At 67.4% G+C, this 17,848-nt stretch carries 15 protein-coding genes; 10 read left to right on the top strand and 5 right to left on the bottom strand.

Going from position 1 to position 17,848, the window contains the following annotated elements; translation table 11 throughout:
- Nucleotides 1-13: 13 nt before the first annotated feature.
- Nucleotides 14-1,513 (bottom strand): exopolyphosphatase, encoded by a 1,500-nt coding sequence (gene ppx, locus C0099_RS08015; protein ID WP_102246944.1) that lies wholly within the window; start codon nucleotides 1,511-1,513, stop codon nucleotides 14-16.
- Nucleotides 1,514-1,709: 196 nt separating this feature from the next.
- Between ppx and ppk1 the strand changes: the two genes are divergently transcribed.
- Entirely contained in the window at nucleotides 1,710-3,791 is a 2,082-nt protein-coding gene (gene ppk1, locus C0099_RS08020; protein ID WP_102246945.1) for a polyphosphate kinase 1, read from the top strand.
- Nucleotides 3,792-3,800: 9 nt separating this feature from the next.
- Here ppk1 and C0099_RS08025 read toward each other — a convergent pair whose 3' ends face one another.
- Entirely contained in the window at nucleotides 3,801-6,002 is a 2,202-nt protein-coding gene (locus C0099_RS08025) for a RelA/SpoT family protein (RefSeq protein WP_102246946.1), read from the bottom strand.
- Between the two features lie 104 nt (nucleotides 6,003-6,106).
- On the opposite strand from C0099_RS08025, the gene C0099_RS08030 reads away from it, so the two are divergent.
- The 3 genes from C0099_RS08030 (at nucleotide 6,107) to C0099_RS08040 (ending at nucleotide 8,461) form a co-directional block, all read left to right on the top strand.
- Nucleotides 6,107-6,997, top strand: a complete 891-nt coding sequence (locus tag C0099_RS08030) for a DMT family transporter (protein WP_102246947.1) — start codon at nucleotides 6,107-6,109, stop codon at nucleotides 6,995-6,997.
- Nucleotides 6,990-7,754 (top strand): M90 family metallopeptidase, encoded by a 765-nt coding sequence (locus C0099_RS08035; RefSeq protein WP_102246948.1) that lies wholly within the window; start codon nucleotides 6,990-6,992, stop codon nucleotides 7,752-7,754. Before C0099_RS08030 ends, C0099_RS08035 begins: the two co-directional genes overlap by 8 nt.
- A 266-nt stretch (nucleotides 7,755-8,020) precedes the next feature.
- Nucleotides 8,021-8,461 carry a host attachment protein gene (locus C0099_RS08040; protein ID WP_102246949.1) on the top strand — a complete coding sequence of 147 codons (441 nt, stop codon included), beginning with the start codon at nucleotides 8,021-8,023 and terminating at the stop codon, nucleotides 8,459-8,461.
- Between the two features lie 48 nt (nucleotides 8,462-8,509).
- Here C0099_RS08040 and thpR read toward each other — a convergent pair whose 3' ends face one another.
- From thpR to ispD, 3 genes are read right to left on the bottom strand one after another with little or no spacing between them, the layout of a single operon-like run.
- Nucleotides 8,510-9,049 (bottom strand): RNA 2',3'-cyclic phosphodiesterase, encoded by a 540-nt coding sequence (gene thpR, locus C0099_RS08045; protein ID WP_102246950.1) that lies wholly within the window; start codon nucleotides 9,047-9,049, stop codon nucleotides 8,510-8,512.
- Nucleotides 9,039-9,542 (bottom strand): 2-C-methyl-D-erythritol 2,4-cyclodiphosphate synthase, encoded by a 504-nt coding sequence (gene ispF / locus C0099_RS08050; RefSeq protein WP_102246951.1) that lies wholly within the window; start codon nucleotides 9,540-9,542, stop codon nucleotides 9,039-9,041. The genes thpR and ispF overlap by 11 nt, the downstream gene beginning before the upstream one ends.
- A 4-nt stretch (nucleotides 9,543-9,546) precedes the next feature.
- Entirely contained in the window at nucleotides 9,547-10,257 is a 711-nt protein-coding gene (gene ispD, locus C0099_RS08055; protein WP_102246952.1) for a 2-C-methyl-D-erythritol 4-phosphate cytidylyltransferase, read from the bottom strand.
- 104 nt (nucleotides 10,258-10,361) lie between these two features.
- Between ispD and amrB the strand changes: the two genes are divergently transcribed.
- The 6 genes from amrB to mfd all read left to right on the top strand — a co-directional run bounded on the left by amrB (nucleotide 10,362) and on the right by mfd (nucleotide 17,705).
- The gene (gene amrB / locus C0099_RS08060; protein ID WP_102246953.1) at nucleotides 10,362-11,195 is read left to right on the top strand and encodes an AmmeMemoRadiSam system protein B; all 834 of its coding nucleotides are present in this window, start codon (nucleotides 10,362-10,364) and stop codon (nucleotides 11,193-11,195) included.
- Nucleotides 11,179-11,727: an AmmeMemoRadiSam system protein A gene (amrA, locus tag C0099_RS08065; protein ID WP_102246954.1), complete on the top strand. Its 549-nt coding sequence runs from the start codon at nucleotides 11,179-11,181 to the stop codon at nucleotides 11,725-11,727. The genes amrB and amrA overlap by 17 nt, the downstream gene beginning before the upstream one ends.
- A 22-nt stretch (nucleotides 11,728-11,749) precedes the next feature.
- Nucleotides 11,750-12,826, top strand: coding sequence for an AmmeMemoRadiSam system radical SAM enzyme (gene amrS / locus C0099_RS08070; protein ID WP_102246955.1), 1,077 nt, complete (start codon nucleotides 11,750-11,752; stop codon nucleotides 12,824-12,826).
- Between the two features lie 67 nt (nucleotides 12,827-12,893).
- Nucleotides 12,894-13,550, top strand: a complete 657-nt coding sequence (locus tag C0099_RS08075; protein ID WP_102246956.1) for a dienelactone hydrolase family protein — start codon at nucleotides 12,894-12,896, stop codon at nucleotides 13,548-13,550.
- Nucleotides 13,551-13,644: 94 nt separating this feature from the next.
- On the top strand, nucleotides 13,645-14,154 hold the full coding sequence (locus tag C0099_RS08080; RefSeq protein ID WP_123785227.1) for a DUF2459 domain-containing protein: 510 nt from the start codon (nucleotides 13,645-13,647) through the stop codon (nucleotides 14,152-14,154).
- Between the two features lie 83 nt (nucleotides 14,155-14,237).
- Nucleotides 14,238-17,705, top strand: coding sequence for a transcription-repair coupling factor (mfd, locus tag C0099_RS08085; protein ID WP_102246958.1), 3,468 nt, complete (start codon nucleotides 14,238-14,240; stop codon nucleotides 17,703-17,705).
- The last annotated feature ends 143 nt before the right edge of the window (nucleotides 17,706-17,848 follow it).

The following is a 17,848-nucleotide window of genomic DNA, read 5'->3' on the forward strand; positions in this document are numbered from 1 at the left end:
CGTCGCTCGCGCCTCAGGCAGTCGCGCGTCCCGCGTCGCGCACCTGTACGGCCAGTCCGCGCCCGACCGACAGCCACTGGTGCTGCTCGTCCTCGAGCGCGGCAGCGGTGAGCGGGCGCTGGTCGAGCCAGTCGCGTTCCAGGCGGATCGCGAAGCCGGCCGAGGTGCGCGCCAGCGACACCGGCGGCACGCCGCGCCCATCGCGCGCGCGATGCAGCAGAAAGGCCAGGCGCAGACAGGCGATCAGCAGCCAGTCGGGGCTCTCATCCGGCAGCGAGGCCACGCGCGCGAGCTTGCCGCGATGGCCCAGCGCAATACGTGCCAGGCGGGACTGGTCCAGGCGCGAGAAGCCGGGCATGTCGGCATTGCCGAGAATGTAGGCGCTGTGCTTGTGATAGCTCGCATGGGCCACCGAGATGCCGATCTCGTGCAGGGTCGCTGCCCAGCGCAGGAAGCGGTGGTCGGGATGGTCGGGGTCGGCCGTCTCGGGGTCGAGACAGGCCAAGAGATGGCAGGCAGTGTCGGCCACGGCCGTGGCCTGGCGCGGGTCGATGCCGTAGCGCGAGACGAAGGCCGACACGGTCGCGTCGCGCAAGTCGTGATGGTGATAGCGGCCGAGCAGGTCGTAGAGCACGCCAAGACGCAGCGCGCCATCCGAGAACACCATGCGCTCGATGCCGAACTCCTTGAACACCGCGGACATGATCGAGAAGCCGCCGAGGATGACCGGCACGCGATCGTCCTTGAGCCCGACGAGCTTGACGCGATCGAGCCGCCCGGCACGCAGCAGTGCGTTGCGCATGCGCTCCAGCCCTTCGACGGTGATCGCGCCCTCGGCCCAGCCGTTCTGCTCGAGCACGTCGATCAGCGCCTTGGCCGAGCCGCTCGACCCCACCGCCACTTCCCAGCCGGCCTCGCGATAGGGCAAGGCGATGGTCTGCAGTTCGCTGCGCGCGGCCAGTTCGGCCTCGCGCAGGAACTCCCGCGTGATGCGTCCGCCCGGGAAGAAGTTCAGGCTGTAGCCCACGCAGCCCATGTAGAGCGATTCGAGCAGGATGGGTTCGAAACTCTTGCCGATGATCAGCTCGGTCGACCCACCCCCGATGTCCACGACCAGTTGCTGACGATGCGGTTCGGGGAGCGTGTGCGCCACGCCGACGTAGATCAGGCGCGCCTCCTCGCGGCCCGAGATGACCTCGATCGGCACACCGAGCACTTCTTCTGCCTGCTCGAGAAAGACACGTGCGTTCTTGGCCACGCGCAGCGTGTTGGTCGCCACGGCACGTACCGCCTCGGGCGGAAAGCCGCGCAGACGTTCGTTGAAGCGACTCAGCGCATCGAAACCGCGCTGCAGGGCGGCCGCATCGAGCAGCTTGTCGGCGGTCAGTCCGGCGGCCAGGCGCACAGGCTCCTTGATGCCGTCGAGCGGGTAGATCTGATCGTTGACGATCTTGCCCACCTGCAGCCGGAAGCTGTTCGAACCGAGGTCGATCGCAGCGATCAGTTCATGCATGATGTTCGGATAGGTGCCGGAAAGGCGGAATTCGGATGGGCGGATTCTAACATCCGGGCCGCCGCGCCCGGCGCTCGACCGCGCATCCTTGGCGGCGCTGAGGTAAGCTTGGACGCATCATGCCGGTGTCACCGAAGTGTAATCTTCATGCCGCACGATGGCCGGCCGCAAGCCGGCACGAAACTCCGGAACCACGATGAAACTGCCTCCGCGAACCCAGAACTTCCCGTCCGAGCACTTCCTCAACCGCGAGCTGTCTCTGCTGCAGTTCCAGCGGCGCGTGCTCGCCCAGGCGGCCGACCGCGACATGCCGCTGCTCGAGCGCCTGCGCTTTCTGTGCATCGTCTCGAGCAATCTCGACGAGTTCTTCGAGATTCGCGTATCCGGCATCAAGGAGCAGATCCGTCTGGGCATCCGCACGCCGGGCATTGACGGGCTCACGCCGGAGGAACTGCTTAGCCGCGTCAGCAAGGAAGTGCATTCGCTGATCGCCGACCAGTACGAACTGCTCAACGACGACATCCTGCCCGCGCTCGAGCGCGAAGGGGTGGTGTTCCTGCGTCGCGGGGAATGGAGCGAAGCGCAGAACACCTGGATCGAGGAGTACTTCGACCGCGAGGTCATCCCGGTGCTCACGCCGATCGGCCTGGACCAGGCTCACCCGTTTCCGCGCGTGCTCAACAAGAGTCTGAACTTCGCCGTCGAGCTCGAAGGGCGCGACGCCTTCGGGCGCGACTCGGGCGCGGCCATCGTGCAGGCGCCGCGCGCACTGCCGCGCGTGATCCGTTTGCCGCGCGAGATCTGCGAACACGAGTACACCTTCGTCTTCCTCTCCTCGGTGATGCACGCCAACGCCAACAAGCTGTTTACCGGCATGCGCGTGCTCGGCTGCTACCAGTTCCGTCTGACGCGCAACTCCGACCTGTTCGTCGACGAGGAAGAGGTCGAGAGCCTGATGGCCTCGCTCAAGGGCGAGTTGCAGCAGCGCCACTTCGGCGACGCGGTGCGCCTGGAGATCGCCGACACCTGCTCGGACGAGATGGAGCAGTTCCTGCTGCACCAGTTCCGCCTGTCCGAGGGCGACGTCTATCGCACGCCTGGCATCGTCAACCTGGTGCGCCTGATGCAGGTACCCGACTGGGTCAACCGGCCGGATCTGAGTTTCGCACCGTTCACGCCGGGCATGCCGCGCGGCATCGACCCCAAGCGCGGCGACATCTTCGCAGCGATCCGCCGTCAGGACGTGCTGCTGCACCATCCCTTCCAGAGCTTCGAGCCTGTCATCCAGATCCTGCGCGAGGCGGTCGACGATCCGCAGGTGCTGGCGATCAAGATGACCGTGTATCGCACCGGCACCGAATCGGTGCTGATGGAACTGCTCGCGCGGGCCGCGCAGAAGGGCAAGGAAGTCACGGTGGTGCTCGAGCTGATGGCGCGCTTCGACGAGGAAGCCAACATCACGCTCGCCAACCGCCTCGAGGAAGTCGGTGCGCACGTCGTCTATGGCGTGGTCGGCTACAAGACCCACGCCAAGATGCTGATGGTGGTGCGCCGCGAGAGCGGGCGTTTGATGCGCTACGTGCACCTTGGCACCGGCAACTACCACCCGCGCACCACGCGCTTCTACACCGACTACGGCCTGATGACCTGCAACGAGGAGATCGGCGCCGACGTCGCCGAGGTCTTCAAGCAACTCACCGGCCTGGGCAAGGCGAGCACGCTGCGTCACCTGTGGCAGGCCCCGTTCGCGCTGCAGCAGAACGTGGTGGCGGCCATTCACGCCGAAGCCGAGGCCGCGCGTGCCGGGCGCAAGAGCCGCATCATGGTCAAGGTCAATGCGCTGCTCGAACCCGAAACCATCGAGGCGCTGTATGCCGCTTCGCAGGCCGGCGTACCCATCGACCTGATCGTGCGCGGCCCGTGCGCGCTGCGACCTGGCGTGCCGGGGCTGTCGGAGAACATCCGCGTGCGCTCCATCGTCGGGCGCTTTCTCGAACATCACCGCATCTTCCACTTCCATGCCGGCGGCGAGGACAGGGTCTATCTGTCGAGCGCCGACTGGATGGATCGCAACTTCTTCCGCCGCATCGAGATCGCCTTTCCGGTGCTCGACCCCAAGCTGCGCCGACGCGTGCTGCGCGAAGGGCTGCGCGCCTATGTCGCCGACAACTCCCAGGCCTGGGAGATGCTCGCCGACGGCCGCTACCGCCGCAAGCATGCGCGCGGCGCCAGACGCTCGGCCCAGCAGATGCTGCTGCAGGAACTGGCTTCGGGCTGACGCGCCCGCCTACTTGCGGCGCGCGTCGATGACGCCGCCGACGCCGCGGATCAGGCCGATGGCGTGCTGGATCTGTGCCACGCCGGCGACTTCGAAGGTAAAGCACATGTGGGCACGCCCCTTCTTGGTCAGCGTATTGACCGCGGTGACGTTGATGCGCTCGCGCGACAGTACGTCGGAGATGTCGCGCAGCAGTCCCTGACGATCGCTCGCCTCGACGCTGACGTCCACCGGGAACACCGTCTGTGGCCCCTTGAACGCATCCTCGCCCCATTCGGCCTCGATCACGCGCTCGGGCTCCTGACGCACCAGGTTCTGGAACGACGGGCAGTCCACGCGGTGGATGGATACGCCGCGACCGCGCGTGATGAAGCCCTGGATCGCGTCCGGCGGCGCCGGCTTGCAGCAGCGCCCGAGCGAGGTCAGCAGCTTGCCCACGCCGACGATCAAGACCTTGCCGCTGGCGCCGCCCGAGCGGCTGCGCCCGACGACGATGCCCGCGTCAGCCTCGGCAGGCGGTGCCTCGGCCGCGCCGCGCAACGCGTTGTGCACGGCACGCGCGCCGATCTCGCCGCGGCCGGCAGCGACGAACATTACGTCGGCATTGCGAAAACCGAGGCGCTCGGCCAGATCCTCGATATTGACCTGGGTCTGACCCTCGCGCTGCAACTCCTTGATCACGAAGCTGCGCCCGCGCGCGAGCATTTCGGATTCCTCGAGCTGACTGAAGTACTGGCGAATCTTGCTGCGCGCGCGGTGCGTCGTGGCGTAGCCCTGCTGCGGGTTGAGCCAGTCGCGCGAGGGGCCGCCCTCCTTGGCCGCGACGATCTCCACCGTCTGCCCGCTCGCCAGCTGCGTGTTCAGCGGCACCAGCTGGCCGTCGACCTTGGCGCCGCGGCAACGGTGGCCGACGTCCGTGTGCAGGCGATAGGCGAAGTCCACCGGCGTCGCCCCGCGCGGCAGGTCGATCACGCGCCCGGCGGGGGTGAGCAGATAGATGGTGTCGTCGAGGGCGGCGCGGCGCGACTGCTCGATCCAGTCGGCGCTGCCGGCGATCTCGTCGCGCCACGACAGCAGGCTGCGCAGCAGCGCGATCTTCTCGTCGTAGGCCTCGGCCGCGCCACCGCCTTCCTTGTAACGCCAGTGCGCGGCCACGCCGAACTCGGCATGGCGATGCATCTCGTGGGTGCGGATCTGCACCTCGAGCGCGCGTCCGTCGCCCGCGCGCACCGCGGTGTGCAGCGATTGGTAGTTGTTGCCCTTGGGCTTGCTGATGTAGTCGTCGTACTCCTCCGGGATTGGCTCCCACAGGCGGTTGACGATGTCGAGGACCTTGTAGCAGTGGTTGACCTTGCGCACCAGCACGCGCACCGCGCGGATGTCGTAGACCTGCTCGAAGTCGAGCTTCTTGTGCCGCATCTTGTTGTAGATGCTGTAGATGTGCTTGGGTCGCCCGTACAGGTCGGCGTCGATACCGGCCGCGTCGAGCTCGCGCCGCAGCGCTGCCAGCGCCTCGTCGATGAAGGCCTCGCGCTCGGCGCGACGCTCGTCGAGCTTGCGCGCAATCTGCTTGTAGGTGGCGGGCTCGAGGAAACGGAAGGACAGATCCTCGAGCTCCCACTTGAGCTGGCCCACGCCCAGACGGTTGGCCAGCGGCGCATACAGATCGAGCGATTCACGCGCGAGCTCGTCGGACACCGGGCTCCTGGTGTCGGCATGGTGGCGCAGGGTCTGGGTGCGCGAGGCCAGACGCAGCAGCACGACGCGGATGTCGGCGGCCATCGCCAGCAGCATCTTGCGCAGCGACTCGGTCTGCGCATGCACATCAGGCGCCTCGGACTTTCCGCGCATGCGCGTGACCACGCGCAGGCCGTTGAGCTTGCGCAGCCCCTCGACGATGCCGGCCACGGCGTCGCCGAAACGCTGCGCAACCTGTTCCAGACTGCCGGTGCGATACACCGGCACGGCGAACAGGATGGCGGCAATGCGCGCCTCGGCGTCCAGGCGCAGCGAACTGCTGATCAGCGCCATGCCCAGCGCGTGGGTCCACACCGATTCGCCGGTGCCGAGCACCTCGTCGCCATAGATGTCGCGGGCAAGCGTCAGCGCCGACTCGATGTCCTCGCGGGCGTCGGCCTCGAGGCCCTCGACGAGCAGTTCGATCGGCGCGGATTGGGCGTCCGGAGATACGGCGTGAGTGACGGAAACCATGTCGACGATTATCCCACAAGCGCCGGCCCCCGGCCGTGGGCTCCGTGCGACCCCCGCCGCGATATGCGATCATCCGGGGCCGCATCCAGCCCCGCCTTCGTCCAATGCGCACGCCCACTCCGAGCCCCTATCTGTTGCTGACCCTGACCGTGCTGTTCTGGTCCGGCAACATGGTGGTCGGCCGCGGCATCCACGAGTCGGTGCCGCCGATCGCGCTCGCATTCTGGCGCTGGAGCATCGCGCTGGCCTGCGTGGCGCCGCTCGCCCTGCCCCATCTGCGCGCCGAATGGCCGCTGATCCGTCGCCACTGGCGCGCCCTGGTAGCGCTCGGGCTGCTCGGCGTGGGCGGCTACAACACGCTCGTCTATGTGGCGCTGGAATACACCACGGCGACCAATGCATCGCTGCTCAACTCCTTCATTCCGATCGCGACGATTGCACTGGCCTTCGCGCTGCTGGGGCGACGCCTGAGCCGCGTCGAGGCCATCGGCGCGATGATCTCGCTCGCCGGCGTGCTGACCATCGTCGCGCGTGGTGACGTCGGCACCCTGCTCGCGCTCACGCTCAACCGCGGCGACCTTTGGATGATCGTCGCGGTGATGGTGTGGGGGTTGTATACGGTCGGCCTGCACTGGCGTCCGGCGATTCATCCGATGCTCTTCTTCGCCGTGTGCGCGCTGGTCGGCCTGAGCGCGCTGGCGCCGCTGTACGTGCTGGAGCTGGCCTCCGGTGCGCGCATCGAGTTGAGCGCGCGTGCGCTCGCCGCGATCGGCTATGTGGGTGTGTTCGCCGGATTTCTCGGTCATGTCTTCTACAATGCCGGCGTACGCGCCGTCGGTCCCAGCCAGGGCTCGCTGTTCATTCACCTGATGCCGGTCTTCGGTACCGCGCTGGCCGCGGTTTTCCTCGGCGAGCGCCCGCAGTGGTACCACTTCGCCGGCATCGGCCTGATCCTGTCGGGCATCTACCTGACCACGCGCTACCGCCGTGCTTGAACTGCTGCGTCGCTGGCTGGGTCGTCACCGCCCGCAGATCCCCCCCGAAACCTGGCAACGCGTCGAGGCGCGCCTGCCCTTTCTCGAATTTCTGGAGACGCACGAGCGCGCTCGCCTGCGCGAGCTGGCCACCGGTGTGCTCGCGCACAAGCAGTTCCATGGCGCACACGAGTTCGCACTGGATGACGACATGATGCTGGCCATCGCCCTGCAGGCTGCGCTGCCGGTGTATCGGCTGGGACTGGACGCGTATCGCGGTTGGGTCGGCATCGTCGTTTATCCGGGCGACATCGTGATCCCGCGCAGCGAAGTCGACGAGGCGGGCATCGTGCACGAGTTCGACGACGAGGTGCTGGGCGAGGCCTGGGAGGCCGGGCCTGTGTTGCTGTCCTGGCATGACGACGAGGGCCGGCCCGATGGTGTCAACGTGGTGATTCACGAGTTCGCGCACAAGCTCGACATGGCCAATGGCGGTGCCGACGGCCTGCCGCCGCTGCCCGCCGGCATGTCGGTCGAGGCCTGGGCGCGCGACTTCGGCGCAGCCTACGAGGCGCTGTGTCGGCAGGTCGACATGGGCCTGCCGACGATGCTCGACCCGTACGCGGCGGAACATCCGGCCGAGTTCTTCGCCGTGGCCTCCGAAGCCTTCTTCGAGACCCCGCAGGCCTTGCGCGCCGCCTATCCGGCGGTGTACGCGCAACTGGCGCGCTTCTTCGGCCTGGATCCCGCCGCGAATCTGGAGCGACGTGCGAGCTGATCGCGGATTGGCTTCCACGGCGGTCTTGCGATCATCCGCAAGATTCACTGTTTGCCCCCTGTCGAGGCGACGTCTACGCTGAGATTGCCGCGAATCTTCGCGGCGCAGGAATCCGAAAGAAGCCTGAGCGCGGTTAGCGCAACATGCATCGGCCGCAACGGCCAACGATGCAAACGACACGGGGGAGCGGGCGTACGCCGCTCCCCCGGATCGTGCTTGCAGCGCGACTTCTGCGGATGGCAATCAAATGATCGGAGGAACACCCGATGGCAATTACCTGGATTCTGGTTGCAAACGCCAGCCTCGCCCGCGTGTATGAAAATCTTGGGCCAAAGAAAGGCATCAGGCTGGTCAAGGAACTGATCCACCCGGAAAGTCGTTTCAAGAATTCCGAGCTCGTCACCGACCGTTCCGGCAACATGGCCACCCAGGGCAACGGCAAGGGCGCACATACGCCGCAGACCATGCCCAAGGACCACCAGGCCAGGGTCTTCGCGCAGGAACTGGCCCACGAGCTCTATCAGGGGAGAACCAAGAACGCTTTCGGCCGCGCCATCGTCGTCGCGCCGCCATCCTTCATGGGCATGCTCAACGCCGAGATCGACCATCCGACGGCGCAGCTCGTCACCGACCGGTTCGAGAAGGACTACACCAAGTCGTCCGAGCCCACACTGTGCGAGCACCTGTCGACCTGCCTGTTCGTCTGAGACGCAAAAGCAGCGAACGCATGTGGCGGGGCCATCGCGCCCCGCTTTTCATTGCCTGCGCGGCCAGCGTGCGAGCGTCTCGTAGCCTGCACCCGTCGCTTGCAACCTTGACTCCACCAGCACGAATCCGTCGGCGCGCCAGCGCAGCGGCGCGGCGAGCCGCTCGTGCTCGTTGCCACAGCCGGCGCTGCGAAGCAGCGTCACATGCGGCACGAAGGGCCGGCGCTCGAGCGCCACGCCGAAGGCTTCGAGCTCGGCGCGCAAGGTCTCGACAAGCGCGACGAGCGCATTGCCGGGCTCGCGCGGGCCGGCCCACACAATGTGCTTGTTCTCCCACTGGCCGAGCGTGTCGATCGACAGATCGATTCCGCGTGCGCGCACACGATCGCCCGCCGCCGCCACATCGGCGATGCGCGCTTGCTCGATGGAACCGACGAAGGCCAGGGTCAGATGCAGGGTCTCGCGGCGCATCACGCGCCCGCCGAACCGTGCGTGTGCGTCGCTGGCGATGCGCGCAAGCGCAGCACTCGTGGCCGCGTCGGGCCACAGGGCAAAGAACACGCGGGCACGGGCCGGTTCAGCCCTCATCCTTGAAGTGCTGCTCAATCAGCACGACGACCTGCGCGGCGATGCCTTCGCCGCGCCCGGTGAAGCCGAGCCCCTCGGTGGTCTTGCCCTTGATGTTCACCGCCGAGCGCGCGATGCGCAGATCCGAGGCGATGTTCTCCACCATCGTCGGTGCGTGGGGCAGGATCTTCGGAGCCTGGCAGATCACCGTGGCGTCGACGTTGACCACCGCGAACTCGGCATCGCGCACCCGCCGGAACGCGCCTCGCAGCAATTCGCGGCTGTCGGCGCCGGCGTAGCGCGCGTCGCTGTCGGGAAACATCCTGCCGATGTCGCCCATGCCGGCGGCGCCCAGCAGTGCGTCGGTGAGCGCGTGCAGCAGCACGTCGGCGTCCGAGTGTCCGAGCAGTCCGAGGTGATAGGGAATGGTCACACCGCCGATGATCAGCGGGCGGTCGGGCACCAGGGCATGGACATCGAAGCCCTGGCCGATACGAAGCCGGGTGGTCGTCATCAGATCATCGCGCCGCCTCGAGGCGGCCCTCCAGTATGCGTTCGGCCAGATAGAGATCCACCGGCCAGGTCACCTTGAGGTTGGACGCGTCGCCCTGCACCAGTTTCGGATGCAGGCCTGCGGCCTCGATCGCGCCGGCCTCGTCGGTCACCTCGGCGGCGTCCTCGAGTGCGCGGCGCAGCATCACGTGGCGGAACATCTGCGGCGTCTGTGCCTGCCACAGACGTTCGCGCGCCACGGTTTCGAGCACGCGCCCGTGGCCATCGGCACGCTTGAGGGTGTCGGCCACCGGCAAGGCGAGCAGCCCGCCGACCTCGTCGTCCTCGAGCTCGCCGATCAGCCGCTGCACCTCCCACGGCGCGATGCACGGACGGGCCGCGTCATGCACCAGCACCCAGTCGCCCTGCCCCAGTTCGCCGGCGATCGCACGCAGGCCACCGAGCACGCTGGCGGCGCGCGTGGCACCGCCGCAGAACAGCGGCACCAGCTTCGGCCCCAGCCAGGACCAGTCGTGCCGACCCCATTCGGGGTCGTCGACCGAGAGCACGACGAAGACTTTCTCGATCGCCTCGACCGCGCACAGCGCGGCCAGCGTGTGCGCGATCATGGGCCGGCCGGCGAGCGGCAGATACTGCTTGGGCAGCGGCGCACCGATGCGGCTGCCGCTTCCGGCAGCCGGCACGAGGGCGACGTGGCGACTGGTGTGCTCGTTCATTGGCGCGATTCTAATGCAGCAGCGCGCACGCCGTCCGGGCAGACGCGCACGGGCTTTCTATAATGAGTCTCGACCCGACAACCCTGGACTCCGGAAGCAAGGTCATGGCCATCGCATCGATTCGTCCGGCGGCCGTCGCCGGACACTTCTACCCCGCCGATCCCGAGCTGTTGCGCGCCCGTGTCAGCGAACTGCTGACCTCCGCGATGCCGGCCGAGGAACTGACCGCCGCGCCCAAGGCGCTGGTCGTGCCGCACGCCGGCTATCTCTACTCCGGCGCCATCGCGGCCAACGGCTACGCTTCGCTACTCGGCCTGCGTGGCAAGATCCGGCGCGTGGTCCTGCTGGGCCCACCGCATCGTCTGCCCGTCACCGGTTTCGCGCTGGCCGCGGCCCAGGGCTTCTCGACACCGCTGGGCGTGACCCCCGTCGATCGCGCTCTATGGACCCTGGTGCAAGATCAGCCCGACGTGGTCGTGGACGACCGACCGCATGCGCTCGAACACTGCATCGAAGTCCAGCTGCCGTTTCTGCAGACGCTGCTCGAGCACTTCGAGATTCTGCCGCTGCTCGTCGGCCCGGTCTCTGCGCAACGCGTGGCCGACATGCTCGACCTGCTTTGGAGTGGGCCGGAGACGCTGATCCTGATCAGCTCCGACCTGTCTCACTACCTGAGCTACGAGGACGCGCGCGCGCTCGACCGCGCCACTGCGCGCCAGATGCTCGACTTGCGACCCGGCCTGCACGGCGAGCAGGCCTGCGGCGCGCATGCGCTCAACGGCCTGCTGCTGGCCTGCGCACGGCGCGGGCTGGAGCCCTATCTGCTCGATCTGCGCAATTCCGGCGATACGGCCGGCGACCGCAGCCGAGTGGTGGGCTATGCTAGCGTCGCATTTGTCGAATTTCCCACGGACCGACCGCATGCCCTCCGACATTGATCCTGGTCCGGCACTGATCGCACGCGCACGCGCGGCCATCGCCGCACATCTGAACATCGCGACGCCGCCGCCGCCCGAGCATCGGCGCCTTGGCGAGCGCGGCGCGAGCTTCATCACCTTGCACCACGACGGTCGCCTGCGCGGTTGCGTCGGCAGTGTGCGGGCACGTCGTTCGCTGGGCGAGGACATCGACGAGAACGCGGTCGCCGCGGCCAGTCGCGACCCGCGCTTCGCGCCGCTTGAGGCCGACGAGTTCGAGCACCTGCAGATCGAGGTCTCCGTACTGTCACGCCCCGAGTTGCTGGCCACACCGGGTGAGGCGGCGCTGCTCGAGGTACTGCGTCCCGGCGAACACGGGGTGATCCTGCACGGCGGCTGTCGCAGCGCGACCTTCCTGCCGCAGGTCTGGGAGCAATTGCCCGAGCCGTCGCATTTTCTCGGTGAGCTCAAGCGCAAGGCCGGGCTTGCGCCCGACCATCCCGGCGACGATCTGCTGTTCGCGACCTTCACCGTCGACAAATGGAGCGAATGACTCGCGCTGCGGTCCAACCGGCATGAACGCCGTCCATCCCGCCCGCTACTGGCATTTCCTCGACGACGGTCGCATCCAGTGCGATTTGTGCCCGCGCCTGTGCCGCCTGCATGAAGATCAGCGCGGCGCCTGCTTCGTGCGCCGGCGCGAGGACGACGCGATGGTGCTGACCACCTGGGGGCGCAGTTCGGGTTTCTGCGTCGATCCCATCGAAAAGAAGCCGCTCAATCATTTCTTTCCGGGCTCCAGCGTGCTGTCTTTCGGCACCGCCGGCTGCAATCTCGCGTGCAAGTTCTGCCAGAACTGGGACATCTCCAAGTCGCGCGACATGGACCGGCTGATGGATGTGGCCACGCCCGAGGCAATCGCCGACACGGCCGAACGGCTGGCCTGCCGCAGCATCGCCTTCACCTACAACGACCCGGTGATCTTCGCCGAATACGCGATCGACGCGGCGCAGGCCGCGCGCGAGCGCGGCATCCACGCGGTCGCGGTGACCGCCGGCTACATCGGCGAGTGCGCGCGCGATGAGTTCTTCGCGCCTATGGACGCGGCCAACGTCGACCTCAAGGGCTTCAGCGACGCGTTCTACCGCAAGCTGTGCGGGGCGCAACTGGCGCCGGTGCTCGAGACCATCGAATGGCTGGTACGCGAGAGCGGCGTATGGGTCGAGTTGACCACGCTGCTGATTCCCGGGCATAACGATTCGGACGCCGAGATCACGGCGATGTGCGAATGGATCGCCGCTCACTGTGGCACGCGAGTGCCGCTGCACTTCACCGCCTTCCACCCCGACTTCAAGCTCGCCGACGTGCCGCCCACGCCGCCGTCCACCTTGCGGCGCGCGCGGCGCATCGCGCAAGCCAGTGGCCTGCATCACGTATATACCGGCAACGTGCACGACACCGAAGGCGGAACCACCTGTTGCAGCGCCTGCGGCGCGCGTCTGATCGTGCGCGACTGGTACCGGATCGACGACTACCGACTCGACGAGGGTGGCCATTGCCCGGACTGCGGAACGGCGCTGGCCGGGCGTTTCGGCCATTTCGCGGCACCCTTCGGTGCGCGGCGGATTCCGGTGAGGATTGCCACGCAATGAATCACCGCTTGTCCCGCATGTCAGCCCATGCCAAGCTGGCCATAGCACTGTCCCGGAGGACATCGTCTTGAAACTGCGCGACTCCCGTGTCGGCATCCCGTGCAGCGATCAATGGCTTGGCGCGCGGCTGCGCCATGCGCCCGACGTGATCGCCCTGGTGTTGCTGCTCGATGCCGGAACGCCGTCCGACACCACCGCCGGCGATCGTCTCGTCGCCCTGCTGCATGAGGCCGGATACGCGACGCTGGAACTCGAACTGCTCAGCGACGCCGAACTCGCCCGCGACGGCGACGCAGCCTTCAACGTACCCGAGCTGGCCAACCGGGTACTCGCCGCGTGCGAATGGGCGCGCCACCAGCCCGAACTCGCCTCCCTCCCTGTCCTGCTGCTGGCGCACGGTACGGCCAGCGGTGCGGCCGTGCGCGCGGCCTGGAAACACCCGGCGGGCTTCGCCGGCGTGGTCTGCCTGGGCGGACGCCCCGATCTGGCCGGCGCCACGCCGTTGGGCTCGAACCTCGTTCCGACCCGCCTCATCGTGGACGAAGACGAGGCAGAACTGCCCATCGTGCGACGCGCCGCCGAGGAAATGTCCGCCCTGCACGATCTGTGCGTCACCGCTCCGGGAAGTCTCCCGGCCGACGCGCTCGCGCTCGAATGGCTGGGACGCTGGCGCGATCGCATCCACGGAGACGACGAGGATGAGGATCCGGGCACCGTCGCTTGAGTGGCGCCTGACGCGATCACGAGCGCTCGTCACGCTCGGCTGCCTCTTTGTCCTCTTTACCGTTTTCGCGCTCGCCGGCTGCTCGGCTCGCATCGTGCCTCCCGCCGAGCCGCTCGATCCGGTCAGCGTATGGGTGCTCGATCACGGCCGCCATTCCAGCCTCCTGTTGCCGGCCGAAGACGGCATCAATCGCTATTCCTGGGGTGACTGGCAGTGGTATGCCGAAGGCGTCACCGGGATCACCAGTGGGCTCAAGGCGCTGTTCGTTCCGAGCCCCTCGGCACTCGGTCGCCAGCATCTACCCGAGGCGACGGACCTGAAAACGGCGCTGTCGCGCATGTCGGTCGGTGTCGCCGCAAGCACCGAACTGCGCGTCGAAGCCGAAGCCGCGCGGCGTCTGCGCACTTCGCTCGACGCGCGCTTCGACGACGCAACGCAGCGGCGCTACAACCCCGACTACGACCTGCTCTTCATCGCCGACCCGCGCCCCTACTCGCTGGGCGACAACTCAAACCGGCGTGTGGGTGAATGGCTCACCGAGCTCGGTTGCGAGATCCGCGGCAATCCGTTGCTGTCGGGTTGGCGGCTGGCCGATCCGCGCTGACACTCGAGCACGGCGGTTCGTGTCGCAAGGGGTCGATCCCCTATAATTGCCGGCTCGCCCCAGGCTCAGAGCGTCCCTTCCCGATGCCCCTCAGCACCGATCCGCTGCTGCCCGATCTCGCCGCGCTGCCGATTCCCAAACCGGGAACGCGCATCACGCTGCCGCGTCTCTCCGGCTCATCCGACGCACTCGCGATCGCGCATTTCGCCTCGCGCGGGCGCACCTTGCTGGTGGTGTGCGCGAACCCGCCCGACGCGCAGCGCATGCAGGAGGAACTCGCCTGGCTCGCGCCGGAACTGCGCGCCCACCTGCTGCCGGACTGGGAGACGCTGCCCTACGACAGCTTCTCGCCGCATCAGGACCTGATCTCCGAGCGGCTTGCCACGTTGTACTCGCTCGCTCGCGGCGAGACCGACGTGGTACTGGTGCCGGCCTCGACCGCGCTCTACCGCATGGCGCCGCCGTCCTTCCTGGCGGCCTACACCTTCTTCCTGAAACAGGGAGAACGGCTCGACATCGACAAGCTGCGCATGCAGATGGCCATTGCCGGCTACGCCCACGTCACGCAGGTGGTCAGTCCCGGTGAATTCTCGGTGCGCGGGGGCATCATCGACCTGTACCCGATGGGGTCATCCCTGCCGCTGCGGCTCGACCTGTTCGACGACGAGATCGAGAGCATCAAGACCTTCGACCCGGATACCCAGCGCACGGTCTATCCGGTGCCCGAGATTCGTCTGCTGCCGGCGCGTGAATTCCCGCTCGACGAAAAGGCACGCCTGGCCTTTCGCAGCCGCTTCCGCGAGACCTTCGAAGGCGACCCGTCGCGCGTGCAGCTCTACAAGGACGTGTCCAATGGCATTGCACCCGCCGGCGTCGAATACTTCCTGCCGCTGTTTCACGACGAGACCGCGACGCTGTTCGACTATCTGCCACGCGACGCGGCGGTGGTACTGCACCACGACGTACCCACCGCGATCGACGAATTCTGGCGCGACACGCGCCTGCGTCACGACTTCTACAAGGGCGATCGCAGCCGCCCGGTAATGCCCCCCGAGGCGCTGTTCCTCGGCCAGGAAGACTTCTTCGTCGCGCTCAAGGCCCTGCCCGGCCTGGAGATTCGCGTGGATGACGCCGCGGTCGACGAACAGGCGACACGCAGCACCGAGGCGCCGCCGCCCATCGGCGTCGAGCGCAAGGCCGCCAACCCGCTGCACAAGCTCGCCGCGCTGCTCGACAGCGACTGGGCGCAGGCCGGCGGTCGCATACTGCTGCTGGCCGAATCGCCGGGCCGGCGCGAGACCATGGCCGAATATCTGGCCGAATACGGACTGAAGCCCGCCGCCTGCGACGGTTTCGAGGATTTCGTCACCTCCGGCTCGCGCTTCGCCCTGGGAATTTCTCCGCTGCTGAACGGTTTCGTCCTGCCGGGAGCACGCATCGCCGTCGTCACCGAAGCCGAGCTCTACGCCGCCACGGCGCGTCCGCGCGGCCGGCGCGAAAGCCGCAAGGCCGCCACCGTCGAGGGGTGGCTGCGCGATCTGTCCGAACTCAAGCCGGGCGATCCGGTGGTACATGTGTCGCACGGCATCGGCCGCTACACCGGGCTGGTGCACATGGATCTGGGCGAAGGCGACACGGAGTTCCTGCATCTGGAGTACGCCAACGGCGACAAGCTCTACGTGCCAGTGTCCCAGCTGCACATGATCACGCGCTACGCCGGCGCCGATCCGGAAGCAGTCGTGCCGCACCGCCTGGGCTCCGGCCAGTGGGAAAAGGCCAAGCGCCGCGCCGCGCAGCAGGTGCGCGACACTGCGGCCGAACTGCTGGTGCTCTACGCACAGCGGGAATCGCGCCCGGGACATCGCTTCGACTTCAAGCAGCACGACCTCGAGGCCTTCGCCGAAGGCTTCGGCTTCGAGACCACGCCAGACCAGCAGGCCGCCATCGATGCGGTCGTCACCGACATGAAGTCCGGTCGTCCGATGGACCGCCTGGTATGCGGCGACGTGGGTTTCGGCAAGACCGAGGTCGCGCTGCGCGCGGCCTTCGTCGCGGTCGCCGACAGCAAGCAGGTGGTGGTGCTGGCACCGACCACGCTGCTGGCCGAGCAGCACTACCAGACCTTCGCAGACCGCTTCGCCGACTGGCCGGTGCGCGTGGCCGAGCTGTCACGCTTCAAGTCCGCCAAGGAGCAGAACGAGGCGCTGGCACAGCTGGCCGAGGGCAAGCTCGACATCATCATCGGCACCCATCGCCTGCTCCAGAAGGACGTGCGTTTCCAGCGCCTGGGCCTGGTCATCATCGACGAGGAGCACCGCTTCGGCGTACGCCAGAAAGAGGCGATGAAGCGCCTGCGCGCCGAGGTCGACGTGCTCACGCTCACTGCCACGCCGATTCCGCGCACGCTGGGGCTGGCGCTGGAGGGGCTGCGCGAGTTTTCGATCATCGCCACCGCGCCGCAGAAACGGCTGGCCATCAAGACCTTCGTGCATGCGCACAGCAAGGGCATCGTGCGCGAAGCGGTGCTGCGCGAGTTCAAGCGCGGCGGCCAGGTGTATTTCCTGCACAACGAGGTCGACACCATCGAGAACATGCGCAACCGTCTGGCCGAGCTGGTGCCCGAGGCGCGCATTTCGGTCGGCCACGGCCAGTTGCCCGAGCGCGAGCTCGAGCGCGTGATGCGCGAATTCACGCAGCAGCGCACCAATCTGCTGCTGTGCACGACCATCATCGAGACCGGCATCGACATTCCCAGCGCCAACACCATCATCATCAACCGCGCCGACCGATTCGGCCTGGCGCAGTTGCACCAGTTGCGCGGTCGCGTCGGGCGCAGCCACCACCAGGCTTACGCCTACCTGCTGACCGACGCCGACGCCAAGCCCTCGACCGCCGCCCGCAAACGTCTGGAGGCCATCACCGCGATGGAGGAACTGGGCTCGGGGTTCTACCTGGCGATGCACGACCTGGAGATCCGCGGCGCCGGCGAAGTGCTGGGCGAGAACCAGTCCGGCGAGATCCAGCAGATCGGCTTCTCGCTCTACAGCGAGATGCTCAAGCGCGCCGTGCGCGACCTGCAGGAAGGTCGCGAGCCCAATCTCGCCGACCCGCTCGAGACCGTCTCGGAGATCAACCTGCACGTGCCCGCCCTGTTGCCCAATGGCTACTGCCCCGACGTGCAGGAGCGGCTCACGCTCTACAAGCGGCTGGCCAACTGCGACACCGAGGATGAGTTGCGCGATCTGCGCGAGGAACTGACCGACCGCTTCGGCGAGATGCCCGAGCAGACCCAGGCGCTGATCGAAACCCACCGCCTGCGCATCGCACTCAAGCCCTGGAACGTACAGAAACTGGACGCCTCGGAGCACCAGATCGCCGTGCAGTTCGGCCCGGATGCACCCATCGACCCGGCCAAGGTCATCGCGCTGATCCAGCGCGACCGCAATACGCGCATGGCCGGCCAGGACAAGCTGGTGCAGAAGATCGCCCTGCCTGCGCTGCGACTGCGCGCCGCCGCCGTACGGGAACTGCTCGAATCGGTCAGGGCCTGACCAGCCCCGTCATGGCATAGCGCTCGCCTATGCGCGCCATCCGGCCAATCAATTTTTTCCGGTGTACCCCTTCCGCTACGATTGAATGACGATGTGGCGCACGCCCGACCCGCCCCCGGCCGGCGCGTTACAATGCGTCCCCT

It is taken from the genome of Pseudazoarcus pumilus (assembly GCF_002872475.1).
Lineage (GTDB): Bacteria > Pseudomonadota > Gammaproteobacteria > Burkholderiales > Rhodocyclaceae > Pseudazoarcus > Pseudazoarcus pumilus.